Source organism: Bradyrhizobium sp. WBAH42 (genome assembly GCF_024585265.1).
Lineage (GTDB): Bacteria > Pseudomonadota > Alphaproteobacteria > Rhizobiales > Xanthobacteraceae > Bradyrhizobium.
On record NZ_CP036533.1, the window covers coordinates 2,318,912 to 2,341,123 of the forward strand.

The following is a 22,212-nucleotide window of genomic DNA, read 5'->3' on the forward strand; positions in this document are numbered from 1 at the left end:
TAACCATAATTGTTTTAACTCCATTAACGATGGTTCCGGCCGGCCGGCGGGGATGATCGAGAAAGTATTTGATTTCGTTGGGGTAATTCCATCGTGGGGTCGTCTCCAGGCAGGGGCCGGAGCACTGTCGCGCTTTTCCTGCGCGCCGCTTTGCCGTGCCTCGCGCTGACCACCCTCGCAAGCGGCCCGGCGGCCGCCCAGAGCCTGACGCCCGACCTGTTCAATCCCAACCGCGGCGGCTTCGCCTCGCCCGATACACTGCCGACCCGCCGCACCGCCGGCGTTCTGCAGGCGCCCTCCGACGCGTTGCCGAAACTGCCCGATCCCAATGCCGACCCGCGTCAGCGCCCGCAGACGCCGGCGAGCTCGCGTGTCGGTCAGGTCCCGACCTATGGCCTGCCCGCTGCCACCGGCGCGAGCGGCTCCGGCTACGATTCGCTCAACCGCAAGCGGCAGCAGCCCAAGCTCTATCCGGGCCAGCCGAAGCCGAAGCGCGCCGGTCCCGGTTCGCCGCCGCCACCCGCAACAACGCCGGTCACGACGCTCGGCCCACCGCGCATCGCGCCGCCGCCGTCCGAGACCGCGCACAAGGTGCCGGTGCCGGCAGCGATGGCGGGCAACGCGCCCGGCCAGCCGCTGCGCCGCCGTCTCAGGGCCGATGACGATCCGTTCGGCGCGGTCGGCGATTATGCCGGCAGCTTCCTGATCAAGGGCGGGCTCGAGCTCTCCGCCGGCTACGACAGCAATCCGACGCGCCTCAACAAGCCGGTCGGCTCGCCCGCCTATGTGGTCGCGCCCGATCTGCTCGTGGTGTCCGATTGGGAGCGCCACGCGCTGGTCGCCGATCTGCGCGGCTCGTTCTCGGGCTACACCAACGACATGCCGGCGACGATCAACGGCTTCGCCTCGCCGTCGCCGGTTGAGGCCAACCGTCCCGATTTCAACGGCCATGTCGACGGCCGGCTCGACGTCACCCGCGATTTCAAGCTGACCTCGCAGCTGCGCCTGCGGCTCGCCACCGACAATCCCGGCAGCCCCAACGTGCAGGCCGGCCTGCAGAAATATCCTGTCTACGCTGCTTACGGCACGACGCTCGGCTTCGACCAGACCTTCAACCGCTTCCAGGTCGCCGCCGGTGCCACCATCGATCGCACCGCCTACACCGATTCCAAGCTCACTGACGGTTCGACCTTCAGCAACGACGACCGCAACTTCAACCAGTACGGCGGCGTCGGCCGCTTCTCCTACGACCTCAAGCCCGGCCTGAAACCCTTCGTCGAGGTCCAGGGCGACAGGCGCGTCCACGACCAGGCCGCCGACCGCAACGGCTATCTGCGCGATTCGAACGGCGGCTATGCCAAGGTCGGCTCGTCGTTCGAGTTCTCGCGCATCCTCACCGGCGAGATCTCGGTCGGCTATTCCGCGCGCAGCTACACCGACCCGCGCCTCAGCCAGCTCTCGGGCTTCCTCACCACGGGCTCCCTGATCTGGAGCGCGAGCGGCCTCACCACGGTGAAGTTCTTCACCGACACGCAGATCTCGGAGACCACGGTCCCCGGCTCCTCCGGCGTCTTGGTGCGCACTTACTCAGCCGAAGTCGACCACGACTTCCGCCGCTGGCTCACCGCGGTCGGCAAGTTCACCTACGGCACGCTCGACTACCAGGGCCAGAACCGCAACGACAAGACCTACTCGCTCGAAAGCAGCCTGATCTACAAGCTCAACCGCAACATCTGGGTGAGGGGCACGCTGCGCCACGACATCCTGGATTCGAACCAGCCGGGATCGAGCTCGCAGGGGACGGTGGTGATGCTGGGGGTGAGGTTGCAGAATTAGCGGAGTGGCAAGGCCTGCTTGACCGCATCGGCGCCGGTGTGGGCCGCTCTCGCCACCTACTCCGCTGTCATGCCCCGGCTTGACCGGGGCATCCAGTACGCCGCGGCCTATCGATTCAACTACAACTGTCTCTGGAATACTGGATCGCCCGGTCAAGCCGGGCGATGACACCGTTTGCTGATCTAACGGCGGAGCAAAAGCTCAGCGCGGCAGATCCGTCTTCCCCATCAAAAACGTATCGATCGACCGCGCGCACAGCCGGCCCTCGCGGATCGCCCAGACCACCAGCGACTGGCCGCGGCGCATGTCGCCGGCGGTGAACACGTTGGGGCGCGAGGTCTGGTAGTCCAGCGTGTTGGCCTTGACGTTGCCGCGCGGGTCGAGGTCGACCGCGAGCAGCTTCAAGAGGCCCTCGTGCACGGGGTGGACGAAGCCCATTGCGAGCAGGACGAGCTCGGCGTCGAGCTCGAACTCGGTGCCGGCGACCGGCTTGAACTTGTCGTCGACGCGCACGCAGTGCAGCTTCTTGACCTCGCCGTTCTCGCCCGAGAATTTCTGGGTCAGCACGGCGTATTCGCGCACCGCTCCTTCGGCCTGGCTTGAGGACGTCCGCATCTTCAGCGGCCAGTTCGGCCAGGTCAGGCCCTTGTTCTCGCGCTCAGGGGGAGCGGGCATGATCTCGAGCTGGGTCACCGAGAGCGCGCCCTGGCGCAGCGAGGTGCCGATGCAGTCCGAACCGGTGTCGCCGCCGCCGATGACGACGACGTGCCTGCCGCCCGCCAAAATCTCCTGGACGCCGCCGAGCGGCTCCTCGGAGACGCGGCGGTTCTGCTGCGGCAGGAAGTCCATGGCGTAGTGGATGCCGGCGAGCTCGCGGCCGGGGATCGGCAGGTCGCGCGGAGCCTCCGCGCCGCCGGTCAGCGCGACCGCGTCGTACTCGTTGAGCAGCTCGCGCGGATCGACATTGCCTTCAGCGCCGACATGGCTGTTGTAATGGAAGGTGACGCCTTCGGCTTCCATCTGCTTGACGCGGCGGTCGATGACACCCTTCTCCATCTTGAAGTCGGGGATGCCGTAGCGCAGCAGGCCGCCGGCCTTGGCGTACTTCTCGTAGAGGTGGACGTCGTGGCCGGCGCGCGCCAGCTGCTGCGCGCACGCCATGCCGGCCGGACCCGAGCCGATCACCGCGACCTTCTTGCCGGTCTTCTCCGCGGCCACTTCAGGCTTCAGCCAGCCATTGTCCCAGGCGCGGTCGACGATCGCGCATTCGATGGTCTTGATGGTGACGGGGTTGTCGTCGATGTTGAGCGTGCAGGAGGCTTCGCACGGCGCCGGACAAATGCGGCCCGTGAACTCCGGGAAATTGTTGGTCGAGTGCAGGTTGCGCGAGGCCTCTTCCCAATTGCCCTGGTAGACGAGATCGTTCCAGTCGGGAATCTGGTTGTTGACCGGGCAGCCCGGCGTGCCCGGCGCGACCGAGCCGGTGCCGTGGCAATAGGGAATGCCGCAGTTCATGCAGCGCGCGGCCTGGTCGCGCACCTCCTTCTCGGAGAGCGGAACGACGAATTCCTTGTAATGCTTCACGCGCTCGGCGACCGGGCTGTACTTGCGGTCGTGCCGTTCGATTTCCAGAAAACCCGTGATCTTGCCCATTAAACCCGAAGTCCCTGCCGCTTAAGTTCGTTCCGTTTCTTTCTCGTCGTCATTGCGAGGAGCTCTTGCGACGAAGCAATCCAGTCTGTTTCCGCGGAGAGTTTCTGGATTGCTTCGCTGCGCTCGCAATGACGGGATGTGATGCCCTACGCCCCGATCGCGATTTTCGGCTCGGCGTCCGCGTTGGCCGCCATTTCGCGCAGCGCGCGCCGGTACTCGACCGGCATCACCTTGCGGAATTTGGGCAGCCAATCCTTCCAATTGGCGAGGATCTCGGCGGCGCGCTTGGAGCCGGTTGCCTTGGCGTGGCGCGAGATCAAGACGTGCAGCCGCTCGACGTCGGAGGCGAGCAGGTTCTTGAACACGTCGACCCGGCCATGCGCCTCGAGGTCGCCGGCATGGTTGTAGGTGCCGGCGTTGATCAGCTCCTCCGACAGCACCGGCTCGAGCTCGACCATGCTGAGGTTGCACAGCTTGTCGAAGTCGCCGGCCTCGTCGAGCACGTAGGCGATGCCGCCGGACATGCCGGCCGCGAAGTTGCGCCCGGTCTTGCCGAGCACGACGACGATGCCGCCGGTCATGTATTCGCAGCAATGATCGCCCGCGCCCTCGACCACGGCGACCGCGCCCGAGTTGCGCACGGCAAAACGCTCGCCGGCGATGCCGCGGAAGTAGCACTCGCCCTCGATCGCGCCGTACATCACGGTGTTGCCGACGATGATGCTCTCTTCCGGCACGATGGCCGAGTTCCTCGGCGGCTTGACGATGATCTTGCCGCCCGAGAGGCCCTTGCCGACATAGTCGTTGCCTTCACCTTCGAGCTCGAAGGTGACGCCGTGGGCGAGCCAGGCACCGAAGGCCTGGCCGGCGGTGCCCTTGAGGCTGACATGGATGGTGTCGTGCGGCAGGCCGGCATGGCCGTAGATCTTGGCGACCGCGCCGGACAGCATCGCGCCGGCGGAGCGGTTGGTGCTGTTGATCGCGGCCTCGATCTTCACCGGCGCGCCGCGGTCGAGCGCAGGCGTTGCCTGCTCGATCAGCGAGCGGTCGAGCACCGCCTCCAGATGATGGTTCTGGCGCTCGGAGTGATAGATCTTCTGGCCCTTCTCTTCCTTCTGCTTGACGAACAGCTTGGAGAAATCGAGGCCCTTGGCCTTCCAATGCGCAACCAGCTTGGTCTGGTCGAGCAGCTGAACCTGGCCGACCATCTCGTTGAAGGTGCGGAAGCCGAGGCTCGCCATGATCTCGCGGACTTCTTCGGCGACGAAGAAGAAGTAGTTGATCACGTGCTCGGGTTGGCCGGTGAAGCGCTTGCGCAGCACCGGATCCTGGGTCGCGACGCCGACCGGGCAGGTGTTGAGGTGGCACTTGCGCATCATGATGCAGCCGGCCGCAATCAGCGGCGCGGTGGCGAAGCCGAACTCGTCGGCGCCCAGCAGCGCGCCGATCACGACGTCACGGCCGGTGCGGAAGCCGCCGTCGACCTGGACCACGATGCGGCTGCGCAGCCGCTCGCGCACCAGGGTCTGGTGGGTTTCGGCGAGCCCGATTTCCCACGGCGATCCGGCATGCTTGATCGAGGTCAGCGGCGAAGCGCCAGTGCCGCCCTCGAAGCCCGCGATGGTGACATGGTCGGCGCGCGCCTTGGCGACACCCGCGGCGACCGTGCCGACGCCGATCTCGGAGACCAGCTTGACCGAAACGTCGCCCGTCGGGTTGACATTCTTGAGGTCGTAGATGAGCTGCGCCAGGTCCTCGATCGAGTAGATGTCGTGGTGCGGCGGCGGCGAGATCAGGCCAACGCCCGGCGTCGAGTGTCGCACCCTGGCGATGGTGGCATCGACCTTGTGGCCGGGCAGCTGGCCGCCTTCGCCGGGCTTGGCACCCTGCGCCATCTTGATCTGCATCATGTCGGAGTTGACGAGATACTCCGTGGTGACGCCGAACCGGCCCGAGGCGACCTGCTTGATCGCCGAGCGCATGGAATCGCCGTTCGGCATCGGCTTGAAGCGGTCGGCTTCCTCGCCGCCTTCGCCGGTGTTCGACTTGCCGCCGATCCGGTTCATTGCGATCGCGAGCGTGGTGTGCGCCTCGCGCGAGATCGAGCCGAAGCTCATCGCACCCGTGGCGAAGCGCTTGACGATGTCCTTGGCCGGCTCGACCTGGTCGAGCGGTACAGGCTTGCGCTTCTCCTCCTCCGCGCTCTTGATCCGGAACAGGCCGCGCAGCGTCAGCAGGCGCTCCGACTGCTCGTTCAGGATCTTGGCGAAGGCGCGGTAGCGCTCCTGCGAATTGCCGCGCGCGGCGTGCTGCAGCAGCGACACCGACTCCGCGGTCCAGGCATGGTCTTCGCCACGGCTGCGATAGGCATATTCGCCGCCGACGTCGAGCGCGGTCTTGTAGACCTGCGCCTCACCGAACGCGTCGGCATGACGGCGCACGGCTTCCTCGGCGATCTCGGCGAGGCCGACGCCTTCGACGCGGGTATGCGTGCCGGCGAAGAACTTCGACACGAAGTCGGCCTTGAGGCCGACGGCGTCGAAGATCTGCGCGCCGCAATAGGATTGGTAGGTCGAGATGCCCATCTTGGACATCACCTTCAAAAGGCCCTTGCCGATCGACTTGATGTAGCGCTTGACGATCTCATAGTCGTCGAGCGAGCCGGGCAGGCGGTCCTTCATCGCGATGATGGTTTCGAACGCCAGGTACGGATTGATCGCTTCGGCACCGTAGCCGGCAAGGCAGGCGAAGTGATGCACTTCGCGCGGCTCGCCGGATTCGACGACGAGGCCCACCGAGGTGCGCAGTCCGACGCGGATTAGGTGATGATGCACGGCGGCGCAGGCGAGCAGTGCCGGGATCGGCACCCGGTCGGTGCCCGCCATGCGGTCGGACAGGATGATGATGTTAACTCCCTCGCGCACCGCGCTTTCGGCGCGCGCGCAGAGCTCGTCGAGCACCTGGTCCATGCCGGCCGCGCCGAGACCGGCGTGGAAGGTGGTGTCCAGCGTGCGCGACTTGAAGTGCGACTCCGCCACCTCCGAGATCGAGCGGATCTTTTCCAGGTCTGCGTCGGTCAGGATCGGCTGGCGCACTTCGAGGCGCTTGGTGGTGGCCATACCCTGCAGGTCGAACAGGTTCGGCCGCGGCCCGATGATCGAGACGAGGCTCATCACCAGCTCCTCGCGGATCGGGTCGATCGGCGGGTTGGTGACCTGCGCGAAGTTCTGCTTGAAGTAGGTGAACAGCGGCTTGGCCTTGTCCGACAGCGCCGAGATCGGCGTGTCGTTGCCCATCGAGCCCGCGGCTTCCTCGCCGGTGGCCGCCATCGGCGTCATCAGGATGGTGATGTCTTCCTGGCTGTAGCCGAATGCCTGCTGGCGATCGAGCAGCGACAGGTTCGAGCGCACGCCGGTGGTCGGCACCTTCGGCAGCTCTTCCAGCACGATCTGGGTCCGCTCCAGCCACTCCTTGTAGGGATGGCTCTTGGCGAGCTCGGCCTTGATCTCGTCGTCCGGGATCAGGCGGCCCTGCTCGAGGTCGACCAGCAGCATCTTGCCGGGCTGCAGCCGCCACTTGGTGATGATCTGGTCCTCGGGGATCGTCAGCACGCCCATCTCGGACGCCATGACGATGCGATCGTCCTTGGTGACGAGATAGCGCGCGGGCCTGAGGCCGTTGCGGTCGAGCGTGGCGCCGATCTGACGGCCGTCGGTGAAGGCGATCGCGGCGGGGCCGTCCCACGGCTCCATCAGCGCGGCATGATATTCGTAGAAGGCGCGGCGCTTCTCATCCATCAAGGGATTGCCGGCCCACGCCTCCGGAATCATCATCATCACGGCATGCGGCAGCGAGTAGCCGCCCTGCACCAGGAATTCGAGCGCGTTGTCGAAGCAGGCGGTGTCCGACTGTCCCTCGTAGGAGATCGGCCACAGCCGGTTGATGTCCTTGCCGTAGAGCTCGGAGCTCACCGAGGCCTGGCGCGCCGCCATCCAGTTGACGTTGCCGCGCAGCGTGTTGATCTCGCCGTTATGCGCGATCATGCGGTAGGGATGCGCCAGCGACCACGCCGGGAAGGTGTTGGTCGAGAAGCGCTGATGCACCAGCGCCAGCGCGCTCTCGAAATCCTTTTCGTGCAGATCGGGATAGTACTTGCCGAGCTGGTCGGCGAGGAACATGCCCTTGTAGATCACGGTGCGGCAGGACATCGAGCACGGGTAATAGCCGGCGAGGCCGCGGTCGCGGCGCTGGTAGATCGCCTGCGAGATCGACTTGCGCAGGATGTAGAGCCGGCGCTCGAACTCGTCCTCGGTCTTGGCGGTGCCGTTGCGGCCGATGAACACTTGCATGCAGGCGGGCTCGGTCGGCTTCACGGTGACGCCGAGCGAGGAATTGTCGGTCGGCACGTCGCGCCAGCCGAGCAGGGTGAGGCCCTCTTCCTTGATCTGGTCGGCGATGATGCTCTTGATGACGTTGCGCCAGGCGGTGTCGCGCGGCATGAACAGCGCGCCGATGGCGTATTCGCCGGGCTGCGGCAGCGTGAAGCCGAGCTCCCCAGCCTTGCGGCTGAAGAAGGCGTGCGGGATCTGCACCAGAATGCCGGCGCCGTCACCGGCGCGCGGGTCGGCGCCGACGGCGCCGCGATGCTCGAGGTTGCAGAGGATGCTCAGCGCGTCCGAGACGATCTCGTGCGACTTCTTGCCCTTGATGTTGGCGATGAAGCCGACGCCGCAAGAATCCTTCTCCAGGCTCGGATCATACAGGCCTTCGGCTTGGGGGCGCGAATTGTGCTCTTGAATCGGTGAGGTGATCGGATCGGTCGTTTTCGAGGCGACCGTCGCCGACAGCTCTTCTGCCACGATGTTTGCGCGCTCGAATTGCGACCCGTTCATTGTTCCTGTCCTCTCCATGCGGCAAGCTGCCTCACCGCCATCTTCGGCGCACCTTCGGCGTCCCGCGGCACCCGATCCTGGGCCACCGCTCGTCCTCTGCGAGCCGCATTTTCTTAAATTCAGGCCTAGGCGTTCTTCGTCCCCGAGAACGGCTTTGCCTGGTACCTTGCCGGCGCTCGAGAGCACCAGTTCTCGCTGCAATCCCTATGCCGGAACCGCAGGCAAAATGAGACAGTCTTCCTGTCCTAACCATCACCTTGCCAAATTTTTGTCTAGCACACAAGCGCGCGGAAGTCCCGATTCCGCAGAAGTCAATCAATCGCTTTCCAAAAGTTGCGCGGCCCCGGTTTTGAGACAAACGCGCCCTGATCCGGCCCCCGCGGCGCCGAAATCCCAAATGAAGCTTCGGATCAACCCTTCGGAAGGCGCGCCACGCCGCGAGAAGCGAAAGAGGGCGGCCACCGGAGGGCCTGACAGGAGCGTCTCGATCATGAAGTTTTTCACAAGATGTGTGGCGGCCGCCGCGCTGGCGCTGGCTGCCGGTGCGGGGCATGCCCAGGTTCCCCCGAGCGGTATTGCGAGAGGGGCCGTCATCGCGGTGTCGGATTTCGACGGGCCCTACGCCCCGCCGGAGGCCGCCCCGCCGCCGCGCTACGGTTACGGCTACGAGGAACGCGGCCCGGCGCTGGCCGTGTTGCCGCCGACCGAGGTCTACGCCGTGCTGCGCGAAAACGGCTTCTCGCCGCTCGGCATTCCGCGCCTGCGCGGCAGCGTCTACACCATCGCGGTAATCGACAGAAGCGGCGACGATGGCCGGCTGGTGATCGACGCCCGCGACGGGCGGATCATCCGCTTCATGCCGGCCACTGATGCCTATGGCATGGCGCCGGCCTATGACGACCGCGCGGTCGCGCCGTACGGCCCACAAACCGCGCTGCCGCCGCCGACCGTGATCCGCAGCGGTCCGCCGCGCCCGCCGGCGTCGATCCCGCATGTGGCAAGCCGCGCCGTGCCGCTGCCCAAGCCCGCCCCGCGGCGCGCCGAGACGCCGATCGCTGCGAAGCCGGCCGAGCCCGCTGCGCAGCAGGTGCAGGCAGTGCAGGCCCAGCCCGCGCAGCAAGCTGCCGTGGTGCAAGCCAAGCCGGCCGAGGCCGCACCGCAAGCTGCCGCGCCGACCGTGGGTCAGGCCAGGCTGGCCCCAACGATCCTGCCGACGCAGGACATGCCCGCCGCGCAGGGGCTGGACTAGGCGTCAGCAAACGGAAAGCGCCCGAGAACCCCTCGGGCGCTTTTGCATGAAATGACTGCGTGTCAGCTCCGCGGATACCCCGCCGCATCCAGGATCAGATTCGCCACCTCCTTCGGGTGCGACACCAGCGAGAGGTGGCCGGCATTGAGCTCGATCGTGGTGGCGTTGATGCGCTTGGCGAGGAAGCGCTCGAGATCGGGGTTGATGGTGTAGTCGTTCTTCGACACCGCGTACCAGCTCGGCTTGGAGCGCCAGGCCGCCTCCGAGGTGCGGCCGGCGAAGATCGAGGCCGCGGTCGGCCATTGCACGGCGTAGAGCTCCTTGGCCTGCTCCGGCTTCACGCCGTTGGCGAAGTACTTCAGGAAGGCCTCTTCCGAGAGCTTGGTGTAGCCGTCGCGCTCGACGATGCCGGCGCGCGCCGGCCCGGCCGGAAACTGCTTCGACAGCGCGACGAAATCCTCGTTCGCATCAGGCGCGCGTGCGGCGACGTAAACGAGGCCGGTGACCTTCGGGTCCGTGCCGACTTGGCTGATCACGGTGCCGCCCCAGGAATGCGCGACCAGCACGGTCGGCCCGTCCTGCTCGGCCAGCGCCCGCTTGGTCGCTTCGACGGAGTCCGCGAGCGAGGACAGCGGATTCTGCACGGCCGTCACATGCAGGCCTGCAGCCTGCAGGATCGGGATCACCTCCGACCAGCTCGAGCCGTCGGCCCAGGCACCGTGCACCAGCACGACGTTCTTCGCCTTCACCGTCTGCGGGGTCTGCGCATGAGCAAGGCTGAGGGGAGCCGCCAAAAGGCTCGCGGCGACGAAAAGGCTGCGCCAGAGTGACATGATCTTTCTCCGTCTTGTTTGGGGTCGATGCCCAAAGGACGGCGCGCGAGGCCGCAGCGTTACGCCTTCACCGTTCTGTGATGCAGTGCAAAAAAACGCCCCGGGCACCGGGGCGTTTTCGCAACCTGGAAGTCGTTTCGGTTGTTGCCTGGTTAGGCGGCCTGCGCGGCCGAGTTCTCGATCACCTGCGCCTTTGCGCCGGCGTTGATCGCGATCTGGCGCGGCTTCTTGGCCTCGGGAATCTCGCGGACGAGGTCGACGTGAAGCAGCCCGTTCTCGAGCGAGGCGTCCTTCACCTGCACGAAGTCGGCAAGCTGGAAGGCGCGCTCGAAGGCACGCGCGGCGATGCCGCGGTAGAGCACTTCGGATTTCGAGTTCTCGTTCGCGACCTTCTCGCCCTTGATCGTCAGCGTGTTTTCCTTCGCGACGATGGAGAGCTCATCCTTGGCAAAGCCCGAGACCGCAACGGTGATGCGGTAGGCATTCTCGCCGGTGCGCTCGATGTTGTAGGGGGGATAACCGGGGCTGCCGTCGGAGCTGGCCTGATCGAGCAGGTTGAAGAGGCGGTCGAAGCCGACGGTGGAACGATAGAACGGAGTGAGATCGTAGCTACGCATGGTCAAGTCCTCCATTGAGCGACTGTTGGTAACCCGCCCGCCAATCGGGCCGGGCTTTAGTCTGTGTGCAGCCTGATGTTCCGGTTCCGAAACACTGGTAGCGGCCTGCACGAAGGTGATATGGGTGGAACGAGACGGCGTTCAAGAGGGCGGGACAGGCGCCTTTTCGGCGCTTTGGCCCCTTGAATTGCAGCACTTCCCGCCCAAGCACGCCCAAATGACGCTGGTCTCGATTCCCGCCAATCCCGTCCCCGAAAACGTCGTCAGCGGCACCATCAAGACCCCTGATGGCGTCGAGCTGCGCTTTGCGCGCTGGGCGCCGCCGGCGAACCGCAAGGGTACGGTCTGCGTCTTCACCGGGCGCAGCGAGCAGATCGAGAAATATTTCGAGACCGTGCGCGACCTGCGCGACCGCGGCTTTGCGGTGGCGATGATCGACTGGCGCGGTCAGGGCCACTCGTCGCGCCGCCTGCGCGATCCGCGCAAGGGTTATGTGCGCGACTTCGCCGATTTCGAGATCGACGTCGAGACCTTCGTGCAGCAGGTGGTGCTGCCGGATTGCCCGCCGCCGTTCTTCGCGCTCGCCCACTCCATGGGCGGCACTGTGCTGCTGCGGGTGGCACATGCCGGCAAGCGCTGGTTCGACCGCATGGTGCTGTCCGCGCCGATGATCGACCTGCCCGGGCGCACCACCTCGCTGCCGGTGCGTGCGCTGCTCAAGACGATGCGCCTGCTCGGGCAGGGCGGCCGCTACGTTCCCGGCGGCAGCGACCGCCTCACCGGGCTCGAACCCTTCATCAACAACCCCTTGACCAGCGATCCCGTCCGCTATGCGCGCAATGCCGCGATCCTGGAGGAAGACCCGACGCTCGGACTGGCCTCGCCGACCGTCGCCTGGGCCGATACCGCCTTCCGGGCCATGCACACCTTCAAGCGCGTGAACTACCCCTCGCAGATCCGCCAGCCGATCCTGATGCTGGCGGCCTCCAACGACGCCGTGGTCTCGACCGCGGCGATCGAGGAATTCGCCTATCACTTGCGCGCCGGCTCCCATCTCGTGATCGCCGGCGCCAAGCACGAGATCCTCCAGGAGCAGGACCGCTACCGCGCCCAGTTCTGGGCCGCCTTCGACGCCTTCGTGCCGGGCACGCCGCTGTTCAAGTGAGGGCGGCGACGAGGGGGAGAATCCTCGTTCTCCGTCATTGCGAGGAGCTCTTGCGACGAAGCAATCCAGACTGTTTCCGCGGAGACAGTGTGGATTGCTTCGCGGAGCCTGTCATCGGGCCGCGCTTCGCGCGGACCCGTCGGCTCGCAATGACGAAGTACGGGTCGCGTTACAGCGTCTTCAGATACTCGATTAGGTCGTAGCGCTCGGCGTCGTCCTTGAAGATGCGGCCGATGACGCCGGGGCGCTTCGGCTCGCCGTCCTTGCGCTCGAAGGAATGGCCGAGCACGCTGTTGCCCTGGATAGGCTTGCCGTCGGAGCCCGTCGTAGAGAACTCCGTTTCACCGGTCTTGCAGCGCTCGTTGGCGGTGACTGCGAAACCGACGGTGTCGGGGTCATAGTCGCGGCGGCCCATGCAGAACTTCTGCGGGCGCTCGTTCTGCGGCTTCAGCAGCCAGTACAGCGACGGCACCGAGCCGTTGTGCAGGTAAGGCGCGGTGGCCCAGATGCCGTTCAAGGGCCGCGCGCGATAGCGCGGATCGGGCGCCGGATTGAGGCAGTTCTTGCGCGCGAGATTCCAGATGTGCGCCCGCTCGGCCTCCGGGATGTCCTCGTCGTCCATCCATTTGCGGGCGACCAGATCGACCACCGTCATCAGGCCGAGCGCGTAGACCATCTCGTTGGGCGAAGCGCTCGCGGTCGGGATCTGGCACTGCCACCATGTCTGCAGGTCGGCCGTGTTGACCTTCAGGAAGCCGGGAACGTCGACGGTCCGCTTGCTGAGAACGAGGGACTGCTCGGGATCGGTCTTGATCTCGTCGAGCGGGATCGTCACGGCATTCAGCACCTTGCTGTCGCCGCTCGGCTCCCAGCGCTTCGACGACCAGAAGGCCGGACTGTTGATATCAGGCAGATGGCATCCGGAGCACATCTCCGCGTAAATGGCGCGGCCGCGCTCGACCCGATCTGACTTCAGCTTCCAGGCGTCGCCGAGGATGTGCGAGGGCCATTTCGGTGCGAGCAGGCCGCCGAACTTCGGACCCGTTGTGGTATCAGCCGCCTTGAATGGATCGGGGCCTCTCAGCATGTCCTCGATCCAGCCGAGTGTCCTGATGTTGACCGAGGAGCGCCACAGCCTGTCCTCCGGATAGGCGTCGGACAGGTTGAGCAGGGCGGTCACGCCGAGGGCTTCGCCGGCGTTGCGGATCAGCGGCTGCTCGATCGAGGCGTCGTATTGGGCGAACTTGAACCACGGCACCGTCCAGATCGCGGGGTAGCTGACGGGCGCGTCCTGGGCGTGCAGGTTCTTCTCGAATCCCTTGACGCCGCTCAGCGCGAGATCCTGCGAAAACACCTGGTTGCCGATGCGGTTGAGGGCATCGAGGCGGCCGAACCCTTCCTCGGTGTCCTGCTGCTGCTTGCCGTCCCAGCTCTTCTTGGCCTCGATCGTCTTTTCGTAGTTCTTGGCCCAGTCGATCAGGAAGCTGCCGATCGCGCTGAGTCTTTGCTTCAGAGCCGCGCGTTCCGTCTTGCTGGCGTCGGGGCCGAGCACGCGATCGGCAAAACGCTGGAAGCGGAACGGGACGTACAGCGTGTAGGCGATCGACAGGCCGGTTGCGAGCTCGAGCTTCTTCAGGTCGGTCATCGCCGGGCCGCCGTCGAAGCGGACGTCGACGCCCTGATAGTGGATCTGGCCGGTATGACAGGCGGCGCAGGTCAGTCCGATCTTGTCCTCTTCGCGCCGACCCGTCGCGGGATCGACGACGCCGGTCATGCGCGCGAAGCCGACCGGCAGGCCGTCGACGTTCTCCACCGGCGTCCACCGCGTCGACCAATCCGACGCTTGCGTGGTCTCGTAGACATTGGCGTAGCCGAACCGGCGCAGCGTCGCCGTGTCGACCTGGACCGATTGCGGGCTCGGGATGAAGCCGAAGCGCTCGAGATAAGCGCTGTCCTTGATCATGCCGGGCTTCGAGAACAGGTGAAGCTGCGGCTGCTCCAGCGCCACGAACCACTCATAGGGCACCGGGAACGTCGCGGTGCCCTGGCTGGCGTGGTGGAACCAGTGCCGGTCCTTCAGCGACCAGTTCTGCTCGAGCCAATAGGCAGCCTTGGTTTCGGGCATCGCGGGCAGGGGCGGCGGCAGGAGATTCACCAGCACGCCCTTCTGGGGCAGCATGGCGCGAACCTGATTGGGAAATTCGGCGACGGCGACCAAGGCGATGAGGCCAAGGCCGATGACAACGGCCGTGAGCGCGACCGCCCAGCGAAAGCGGAGCTGACAGGACGACAGCAGCGGCTGCGACACGATCCGCTGGTTGATACGGTCGGGGAATTGGCGCTGTTCGAACAGCGTGCGCACGTCGGCCACGCTGAGATAGCGCTCTTCGCCCGGCTTGCCCTTGCCGAGGATCTTCAAGAGGACGGGCCATTCGAACTTCATCAGCAGCGGGTAGTACCAGCGTGCGGCGCTGCCGGCGCGCTTGAGGTTGTCGCGCATGAAGGTCTTGATTTCCGCGGCGTTGAGGCCGGGCTCGCTGTTGCCGGTGTTCGGGTCGGTGTAGGTCCGGCCGAAGCTCGCAAGGCGCGCGATCTCGTCCTCGTTGACCTTGCCGTCGACGCCGAGGATGCGCGAGCCGGCGCCGCGCTTGTCCAGCGGCCCGCCGCGCAGCGCGTCGAGCTGCGCGCCCGAAACGATGCTCTTGAGGATGTGCTTGATGCCGTTGGCGATCATCGCAACGCCGCGGACCTGGATGCGGGCCGAGACCTTCTTCAGCCCGGTCTCGCCGCTCGCATTGGCGATGGTCTGCGACAGCGTGTTGAGCGGGACGGTGCCGCCCTCGACGAAGCCTTCGCCGACGAGGCCGCGCAGGAACGGACAGGGATTGTTCGGCGAGACTTGAATCGAGGGGTCGAAGGGCGGTTTCGAAGCGGGGTCGTGCATGGCCCAAATCCTGAAAACAGCGAATCGAGGAAAGCAGGCGCGCCGTTAGAGCGCGGAAAGTCCTAACAAACCGACAGCACGATATACTACTTCAGCGTGTGACGAAGTGTGGCGGATTTCACTGTCCTGTCAACAACAGCGGGCTTTCGCTCAGGATTCGGCGGCCCGCTTCACGTCGCTCTGAACCAGCGTCAGCTTGCCGAGCGGCACGCCGGCCTTCAGCAGCCCCTCGCGATAATGGGCGAGGTCTTCGGGCCGCTTCCAGTGGAAGTTGCGCAAGTGCCTGTCGACGTTCAGCGTTGGATAATTTGCCATCAGCACGCGGGCGGCTTCGCTGGCCTCGTCGTTTCGCCCCAGCTGCGCCAACGCCGCGGCCCGGATCGCCAGCGCCTGCATGTGATTCGGGTTGATGTAGAGCTGCTCGCGCGCCCATGACAGCGTCGCGTCATATTGGCGCAACAGATAATGGCTGAATGCGTTCAGCGCCGCCCATTGGTAGCGCGGGTCGCTGTTGTCGCGTTGCGCGGCCATCGAGAACAGCTCGATCGCCTCGCGATGCTCGCCGATCATGAAATGGCAGATGCCGAGCACGCCGCGTGCGCCATTGTCGTAGGGATTGAGCGCGACGGCGCGCTTGGCGGCGTCCATCGCCGCCTCGTGATGCCCCTCCATCGCATGCGCCCAGGACAGGATCGAGAACGCGAAGGAGGAGCGCGGGTCGAGCCGCACGCTGGTTTCGGCGAGGTTCATCGCCTCGGCCCACATCTCGCGCGTGCCCTTGACCCAGCCGAACTGGATGCTCTGGATCTGGATCGTGGCGAGATAGGCGTGCGCGATCGACAGTTTGGGATCGAGCCCGATGGCCTCGCGGAACAGCTCGACGGCGGCCGCCAGATCCTCCTTGGTCTGCCGGTAGTAATGCGACAGCCCCTTGAGGAAGCGGTCCCAGGCGGAGACGTCGGTCGAGAGCCGCGCCGGCGCCGAAGCCTCGGCACGGACGATCTCGGTGGCGATGGCGGCGGACAGGTTGGTCGTGATCTCGTCCTGCATCGCGAACAGGTCGCCGATGTCGCGGTCGTAGCGGCCGGTCCAGAGCTGCTCGCCGGTCTCCGGCGCGATCAGTTCGGCGGTGACGCGGATCTTGGCGCCGGCGCGCCGCACCGAGCCCTGGATCAGGTAAGTCGCATCGATCTCGCGCGCGATCAGCCGCGTGCCGACGTTCTTGCCCTTGAAGGCGAATGTCGAGTTGCGGCTCAGCACCCGATAGAAGGATTGCAGCGACAGCGCATGGATCAGGTCCTCGGTGAGGCCATCGGAGAAATATTCGTCCTGGGCGTCGCTGAGATTGGCAAAGGGCAGCACGCCGACGATCGCGGTACGGTACTGCTGCGAGAGAACCGAGGCCTCCCGGAGCTCGGGAGCAAGCGCCGGCGCGCCTTCGGGTGTCCAGGTAAAGACCTCGATCGCATCCTTGATGTTCTTGAAGCGATGGTTGCCGGCATCGGTCAGCGGCACGGTGAGATGCTTGCTGGCCTCCCGATAGGCCTTGGCCGAGATCGCGAATCCGCCGGGGCTCGCCACCGATTCGAGGCGGACGGCGATGTTGACGTCGTCGCCGAACACCTCGTCCTCGTCGGCGATCACGTCGCCCATGTGGATGCCGAGCCGGAACTGCATGGCGCGATCGGCCGGCAGATGGTGGTTGCGCTCGGCCATCAGCGTCTGCATCGCGATCGCCGCCTCGGTGGCGCCGACGATCGAGGGGAATTCCAGCAGGAAGCCGTCGCCGGTGTTCTTCACGACGCGGCCGCCGTGATTGAGGATGATGGGATGGATCGCGGCGCGATGGGCCTTGAAGGCGGCATGAGTGCCGGCCTCGTCGCTGCCCATCATGCGCGAATAGCCGGCGACATCGGCGCAGACGATGGCGGCCAGACGTCTTTCCATATCCGCAAAGCTCCAAGGGGACTTGGGTGAGGAATCCGGGACCGGCCACAGCGTGGCGGTTGCCGCGAATCCCGCATTTCAAGAACCCCGCCTTTATAGAGCAGATGCGCCGGAGCGGAAGCATGATCCGCATTGCAAATTCGAGGTAAATCCTACGCAATCCCGGCGGTGGACGGGGACGGGCGAACCGACTAAGCGGAACTGGGACCGCCAGGACGGCAGCGGGGCACCTTTCATGCTGGATATTCACGAAATCGGGCTTTTCATCCTCTCGGGCGTGCTGCTCAACATCACGCCGGGACCGGATTCGGTCTATGTGATCGGCCGCAGCATGCAGATGGGCTGGCGCGGCGGCGCCGCTGCCGCCCTGGGCATCAGTTGCGGCTGCTTCGTCCATGTCGCGGGCGCGGCGATCGGGCTTTCTGCTCTGTTGGTGGCCTCGTCCACGGCCTTCTCGATCCTGAAGCTGGTCGGCGCGGCCTATCTGGTCGTCGCCGGCCTCCAGATGCTGTGGTCGCGCCCTGTGCTGGCTTCAAGCATCGATGAGCCGGTGCGCAGCTCGCTCTCGCGGGTCTTCCTCCAGGGCGTCTTCACCAATGCGCTCAATCCCAAGGTCGCGCTGTTCTTCCTGGCCTTCCTGCCGCAATTCGTCGCGGCCGATGCGCCGCACAAGCCGCTCGCCTTCCTGACGCTCGGCCTGATCTTCATCTTTACGGGGACGCTGTGGTGCCTGGTGCTCGCCGCCTTCGCCGCCAGGGCCGCGCACCGGCTGCGTCAGTCCGAGGCGGCGATTGCCTGGGTCAACCGCGCGCTCGGCGGCCTCTTCATCTATCTCGGCATCCGTGTCGCCATGCTGGAGAGCCGGTAACTCCTTCAGGCAAACTCCTTCACCAGCGCGCTGCCGGCGAGATACAGGCCGAGCAGGATCATCGCGATCAGGAACCAGTGGCGAAACGCTTCGGCCGGCATCCGCGCCCGCACCGATTGGCCGATGAACATGCCGGCAAAGGCCATGGCGAGGCCGATCGCGCCCGGCACGGCATTGGCCGGCGTCAGCAATCCGACCGCGGTCAGGTTGAAGGCGAGCGCCAGCGTGGCGGTAGTGAAGAACACGCCGAGCGCCTGCACCAGCTCGTCCTTCTCCATGCCGATCGCCTGCATGAACGGCATCGACGGGATCACTTGCACGCCGGTCGAGGCCGAGATCACGCCGGTGATGACGCCGACCACGCCGCCGACCCATTTCTCGTTCTCGGGCGCGACGCGGAAGTGGAACTTGTTCAGCCCGATCACGGCGTAGACGACCAGCAGGGCGCCGAGCACGATCGTGCCGTAGCGCGCGTGAGGTCCGGTCAGCGCGCCGGCATTGAGCCAGCAGCCGATCACGGTGCCGATCATCAGCGGCCACAGCCGCCGCAGGATGTCGCGCAAATACGGACCGACGAAGGTCTGCCAGATGTTGGTGACGATGGCGGGAACGATGACGATGGCGATGGCGCGGCCCGGCGCCATGCTCACGGCGAGCAGGCCCATGGACACCGTCGGCAGGCCGAGCCCGACCACGCCTTTGACGAATCCGGCGAGCAGGAAGACGACGGCGATGAGAATGAGCAGCGGGTCGATCATCTCAATACATTGACCGAAGCCGCGCGGGCGCACAATCTGGAGGTTACGGAGACAGCCTTCGCTATCAACGAAGGCTGGAGCATGATCCGGAAAAGTGCCAAGCGGTTTTCCGACAAGATCATACCCAACAACAAAGAAGAGACATCTCATGCGCTTCGACCTCGTCGATCTCCAGCTCTTCATCGCGGTCGCCGACCAGCGCAGCATCACGCGCGGTGCGGAGCGCTCGCATCTGGCGCTGGCCTCGGCCAGCGCGCGCATCAAGGGCCTGGAGGATGCGCTCGGCGTCGTACTGCTCAAGCGCGGGCGCCGCGGCATCGAGTTGACCGCGGCCGGCGAGAGCCTGCTCGATCATGCCAGGCTCGTGATCCATCAGATCGACGCCATGCGCGGCGATCTCGCCGGCTTTGCCAGCGGCGTGCGCGCCAGCGTGCATTTCCTCGCCAACACGTCGGGCCTGTCGGAGCATTTGCCGAAGGCGCTCGCCGGCTTCCTGCGCGAGCATCGCGACGTCGCCGTCGACATCGAGGAACGCGAGAGCACCGATATCGCGGCGGCGATCGCCGCAGGCGCTGCCGACCTCGGCTTCGCCGCCGAGCACGCGCTGCCCGAGCATATCGAGCGCTTCCCCTTCAGCGAGGATCGCCTGACGCTGGTGACCTCGAAACGCGGTCCGTTCGCCGGCCGCCGCCAGATCGACTTTCAGGAGGCGGGGGCTTGCGACTTCGTCGGCCTGACCAGCGCCACCGCGCTCCAGATGCATATTTCCAGGCACGCGGCGCGGCTCGGCATCCGCCAGCATGTCCGCGCCCGCCTGCGCGATTTCGACGCGATCTGCCAGATGGTCGCCGCCGATGTCGGCGTCGCACTCGTGCCCGAAGCCGCCGCCCGCCGCTGCGCCAAGACTATGCCGCTTGCCATGGTCCGCCTGCGCGATGCCTGGGCCAACCGCCGCCTCGTGATCTGCGCGCGCAGCTTCAAGACGCTGCCGCGGCCAGCCAAGATGCTGGTGGAGCATCTCAGGGCCGAGGCGGTGTGAGAGGACTCTTACCCTCCCCTGGAGGGGGAGGGTCGGCTCACATTGAGCGAAGCGAAAATGTGAGACGGGGTGGGGTGACGGTCTCTCCGCGACGAACGCTGTCCGAGTGGAGAGATCACCCCACCCCGCTCGCGCTTCGCGCGATCGACCCTCCCCCTCCAGGGGAGGGTAAGAGCTACTTCGCCGTCTCCACGCCGGCGTCCTTGATCACCTTCGCCCACTTCTTGGTTTCGTCGGCGATGAATTGACGAAAATGCTCCGGCTCATCGCCGATCAGCGTCGCGCCTTGCTGGCTCAGCTTTTCCTTCACCGCGGGATCCGCCATTGCCTTCGTGACGAGGCCATGCAGCGCGGCGATGATCTCCTTCGGCGTGCCCTTGGGCGCGACCATGCCGTACCAGTTCTCGATGCGCAGATCGGGAAAGCCCGCTTCCGCGGTGGTCGGGACGTCAGGCGCGGTCGGCGCACGTTCGGCCGAGCCGACGGCAATGGGGCGCAGGGCGCCCGTCTTGACCTGCGGCAGCAGCGCCGGGAGATCGAGGAACGCCATCTGCACCTGCTGCCCCAGGAGGTCGTTCACCGCAGGCGCGGCGCCGCGATAGGGCACGTGGACGATGTCGATCCTGGCCGTCAGCTTGAACAATTCACCGGCGAGATGCGGCAGGCTGCCGGCGCCGGTTGAGGCGAAGTTGAGCTTGCCCGGCTGCGCCCTGGCCAGCGCGATCAATTCGCCGGCGTCCTTTGTGGGGACGTTGGCGGCGACGACGAGCATTTCCGGCACGATCGCGACCAGCGTCACCGGGGTGAGGTCGGTGAGGGTGTCGTAGGCGACCTTCTCCATGCTCGAGCTGATCGCGAGGGCGCCGGCCGAAGTGATCGCGATGGTATAGCCGTCGGGCGGGCTCTTCGCGACGGCGTCGGTGCCGAGCACGCCGCCCTGTCCGCCGCGATTGTCGATCAGCACCGGCTGACCGCACAGTTCCGACATGCGCTGGCCGATGACCCGGGCGATGATGTCGTTGGGCCCGCCGGCGGAAAACGGCACGATCAGCTTGATCGGCTTGGTCGGAAAGTTCTGCGCCGATGCCAGCGATGGCAGCAGCAGGAACAATCCCAAGAACAATGTAACGAGCAGCCTGCTTGAGAGAATCATGCAAGCCCTCCGCTTCCCTTGCTATTGGTTCAAAAGCTTCAACGCTTCCTCGTGAACCCGCGCGTCGCCGGCCGCGATGATGCGGCCGCCGCCCTGGGCCGGCTTCCCTTCCCAGGTGGTGACGACGCCCCCGGCGCCGGTTACGATCGGGATCAGCGCCGCGATGTCGTAGGGCTTCAGCTCGGTCTCGACCACGAGGTCGACGTGGCCGGCGGCAAGCATGCAATAGGAGTAGCAGTCGCCGCCATAACGCGACAGCCGCGCGCTCCTCTCGATGCGGCCGAAGATGGCGCGGTCGCTCTCGTTCATCAGCAGCGGGCTGGTGGTGTAGGTCGTGGCCTCCGACAGTGAAGCGCAGCGGCGGACCTGGAGCCGGCGCTCGCCCGACGGCCCCTTATAATTGGCCGAACCGTTGTCGCCGGAAAAGCGCTCGCCGATGAAGGGCTGGTGCATCATGCCGAAAACCGGCGTGCCCTTGTGCAAAAGCGCGATCAGCGTGCCCCAGATCGGAAAGCCGCCGATGAAGGATTTGGTACCGTCGATGGGATCGAGCACCCAGACGTAGTCGGCGTCCTCGCGCTCGCTGCCGAATTCCTCGCCGACGATGCCGTGCTGGGGGAAGTTGGCCTTGATCAGCCGCCGCATCACCGCCTCGGCGGCGCGGTCGGCCTCGGTGACCGGGTCGAAATCCTTGGTCTTGCTCTTGTCGTCGATCGACAGCGAGGTGCGGAAGAACGGCAGGATGGTTTCGCCGGAGGCGGTGGCAAGCCGACCGATGAAGGCGGAGAAGTCGATCACCGTCACAGGCGAAATCCTCGAAGCGAAGGTTGGATGAAGCTTGCCTCCTGCCTAGCTCAATTCGCCTGCCGCGTGCAGCGCTGTCTTGATGTTGCGCCCTGGTATTTTGGATGCCGAGCACGGCTGCCCCATTCCAGTCATCTGCTGGCCAAATATCGATCACGGAGTTGAAAACTTAGTTCCGAGGTTGCCTTGTTCGTATGCAAATGACTATCAACCCATTGAATTTCCTTATCAAAGAAACTGAATCTGGGTTTCCATGGAAGCAACTGAGCCATGTGCGATTTGCATGGGAAACGGCGCAAAAGCCCTTGCACTTTGTGCGGCGCGGCCGCATATTGTTGCGGTGCGGTAGCGCTCTGCGTTACCGCTGCCCTCCTTGGGCGTTTCCTCCCTAGACTTGGGCCGCTTGCGTCATTCGCGAGCGGCCCTTTTTTCTTAGCCCCGCCGTTTTCATTTT

At 65.6% G+C, this 22,212-nt stretch carries 14 protein-coding genes; 5 read left to right on the forward strand and 9 right to left on the reverse strand.

What is annotated here, in order from left to right:
- Positions 1 to 93: 93 nt before the first annotated feature.
- Complete coding sequence (locus DCG74_RS10835) at positions 94 to 1,836, forward strand: outer membrane beta-barrel protein (protein WP_172784997.1); 1,743 nt, start codon at positions 94 to 96, stop codon at positions 1,834 to 1,836.
- Positions 1,837 to 2,037: 201 nt separating this feature from the next.
- Here DCG74_RS10835 and DCG74_RS10840 read toward each other — a convergent pair whose 3' ends face one another.
- A complete protein-coding gene (locus DCG74_RS10840; protein WP_172784996.1) occupies positions 2,038 to 3,489 on the reverse strand; it encodes a glutamate synthase subunit beta in 1,452 nt (483 codons plus the stop codon).
- 146 nt (positions 3,490 to 3,635) lie between these two features.
- The gene (gltB, locus tag DCG74_RS10845) at positions 3,636 to 8,381 is read right to left on the reverse strand and encodes a glutamate synthase large subunit (protein ID WP_172784995.1); all 4,746 of its coding nucleotides are present in this window, start codon (positions 8,379 to 8,381) and stop codon (positions 3,636 to 3,638) included.
- A gap of 490 nt (positions 8,382 to 8,871) precedes the next feature.
- On the opposite strand from gltB, the gene DCG74_RS10850 reads away from it, so the two are divergent.
- Positions 8,872 to 9,630 (forward strand): hypothetical protein, encoded by a 759-nt coding sequence (locus tag DCG74_RS10850; RefSeq protein ID WP_172784994.1) that lies wholly within the window; start codon positions 8,872 to 8,874, stop codon positions 9,628 to 9,630.
- A 62-nt stretch (positions 9,631 to 9,692) separates the two neighbouring features.
- Here the strand turns inward: DCG74_RS10850 and DCG74_RS10855 are convergent, their stop codons facing one another.
- Both DCG74_RS10855 and DCG74_RS10860 read right to left on the reverse strand, forming a co-directional pair.
- The gene (locus DCG74_RS10855) at positions 9,693 to 10,463 is read right to left on the reverse strand and encodes an alpha/beta fold hydrolase (protein ID WP_172784993.1); all 771 of its coding nucleotides are present in this window, start codon (positions 10,461 to 10,463) and stop codon (positions 9,693 to 9,695) included.
- A gap of 152 nt (positions 10,464 to 10,615) precedes the next feature.
- The gene (locus tag DCG74_RS10860) at positions 10,616 to 11,080 is read right to left on the reverse strand and encodes an Hsp20 family protein (RefSeq protein ID WP_035997846.1); all 465 of its coding nucleotides are present in this window, start codon (positions 11,078 to 11,080) and stop codon (positions 10,616 to 10,618) included.
- 217 nt (positions 11,081 to 11,297) lie between these two features.
- Here DCG74_RS10860 and DCG74_RS10865 point away from each other — a divergent pair, with 217 nt between their 5' ends.
- On the forward strand, positions 11,298 to 12,245 hold the full coding sequence (locus tag DCG74_RS10865; RefSeq protein ID WP_172784992.1) for an alpha/beta fold hydrolase: 948 nt from the start codon (positions 11,298 to 11,300) through the stop codon (positions 12,243 to 12,245).
- Positions 12,246 to 12,414: 169 nt separating this feature from the next.
- On the opposite strand, the gene DCG74_RS10870 is transcribed toward DCG74_RS10865, so the two are convergent.
- Entirely contained in the window at positions 12,415 to 15,189 is a 2,775-nt protein-coding gene (locus DCG74_RS10870) for a di-heme-cytochrome C peroxidase (protein ID WP_172784991.1), read from the reverse strand.
- A gap of 150 nt (positions 15,190 to 15,339) precedes the next feature.
- Positions 15,340 to 17,136, reverse strand: a complete 1,797-nt coding sequence (locus DCG74_RS10875; RefSeq protein ID WP_172784990.1) for an adenylate/guanylate cyclase domain-containing protein — start codon at positions 17,134 to 17,136, stop codon at positions 15,340 to 15,342.
- Between the two features lie 235 nt (positions 17,137 to 17,371).
- Between DCG74_RS10875 and DCG74_RS10880 the strand changes: the two genes are divergently transcribed.
- Positions 17,372 to 18,004 carry a LysE family translocator gene (locus DCG74_RS10880; protein ID WP_172784989.1) on the forward strand — a complete coding sequence of 211 codons (633 nt, stop codon included), beginning with the start codon at positions 17,372 to 17,374 and terminating at the stop codon, positions 18,002 to 18,004.
- Between the two features lie 5 nt (positions 18,005 to 18,009).
- On the opposite strand, the gene DCG74_RS10885 is transcribed toward DCG74_RS10880, so the two are convergent.
- Positions 18,010 to 18,762 (reverse strand): sulfite exporter TauE/SafE family protein, encoded by a 753-nt coding sequence (locus tag DCG74_RS10885; RefSeq protein WP_172784988.1) that lies wholly within the window; start codon positions 18,760 to 18,762, stop codon positions 18,010 to 18,012.
- A gap of 148 nt (positions 18,763 to 18,910) precedes the next feature.
- On the opposite strand from DCG74_RS10885, the gene DCG74_RS10890 reads away from it, so the two are divergent.
- On the forward strand, positions 18,911 to 19,801 hold the full coding sequence (locus tag DCG74_RS10890; protein ID WP_172784987.1) for a LysR substrate-binding domain-containing protein: 891 nt from the start codon (positions 18,911 to 18,913) through the stop codon (positions 19,799 to 19,801).
- Positions 19,802 to 19,976: 175 nt separating this feature from the next.
- Here the strand turns inward: DCG74_RS10890 and DCG74_RS10895 are convergent, their stop codons facing one another.
- Together DCG74_RS10895 and hisN are read right to left on the reverse strand one after the other, a co-directional pair.
- A complete protein-coding gene (locus tag DCG74_RS10895) occupies positions 19,977 to 20,954 on the reverse strand; it encodes a tripartite tricarboxylate transporter substrate binding protein (RefSeq protein WP_172784986.1) in 978 nt (325 codons plus the stop codon).
- 21 nt (positions 20,955 to 20,975) lie between these two features.
- The gene (hisN, locus tag DCG74_RS10900; RefSeq protein WP_172784985.1) at positions 20,976 to 21,758 is read right to left on the reverse strand and encodes a histidinol-phosphatase; all 783 of its coding nucleotides are present in this window, start codon (positions 21,756 to 21,758) and stop codon (positions 20,976 to 20,978) included.
- Positions 21,759 to 22,212 lie beyond the last annotated feature (454 nt).

Bases quoted from the DNA above. Each gene is read 5' to 3' on its own strand.
- DCG74_RS10840 (WP_172784996.1), bottom strand. From the start codon at position 3,489: ATGGGCAAGATCACGGGTTTTCTGGAAATCGAACGGCACGACCGCAAG.
- gltB (WP_172784995.1), bottom strand. From the start codon at position 8,381: ATGAACGGGTCGCAATTCGAGCGCGCAAACATCGTGGCAGAAGAGCTG.
- DCG74_RS10850 (WP_172784994.1), top strand. From the start codon at position 8,872: ATGAAGTTTTTCACAAGATGTGTGGCGGCCGCCGCGCTGGCGCTGGCT.
- DCG74_RS10855 (WP_172784993.1), bottom strand. From the start codon at position 10,463: ATGTCACTCTGGCGCAGCCTTTTCGTCGCCGCGAGCCTTTTGGCGGCT.
- DCG74_RS10860 (WP_035997846.1), bottom strand. From the start codon at position 11,080: ATGCGTAGCTACGATCTCACTCCGTTCTATCGTTCCACCGTCGGCTTC.
- DCG74_RS10865 (WP_172784992.1), top strand. From the start codon at position 11,298: ATGACGCTGGTCTCGATTCCCGCCAATCCCGTCCCCGAAAACGTCGTC.
- DCG74_RS10870 (WP_172784991.1), bottom strand. From the start codon at position 15,189: ATGCACGACCCCGCTTCGAAACCGCCCTTCGACCCCTCGATTCAAGTC.
- DCG74_RS10875 (WP_172784990.1), bottom strand. From the start codon at position 17,136: ATGGAAAGACGTCTGGCCGCCATCGTCTGCGCCGATGTCGCCGGCTAT.
- DCG74_RS10880 (WP_172784989.1), top strand. From the start codon at position 17,372: ATGCTGGATATTCACGAAATCGGGCTTTTCATCCTCTCGGGCGTGCTG.
- DCG74_RS10885 (WP_172784988.1), bottom strand. From the start codon at position 18,762: ATGATCGACCCGCTGCTCATTCTCATCGCCGTCGTCTTCCTGCTCGCC.
- DCG74_RS10890 (WP_172784987.1), top strand. From the start codon at position 18,911: ATGCGCTTCGACCTCGTCGATCTCCAGCTCTTCATCGCGGTCGCCGAC.
- DCG74_RS10895 (WP_172784986.1), bottom strand. From the start codon at position 20,954: ATGATTCTCTCAAGCAGGCTGCTCGTTACATTGTTCTTGGGATTGTTC.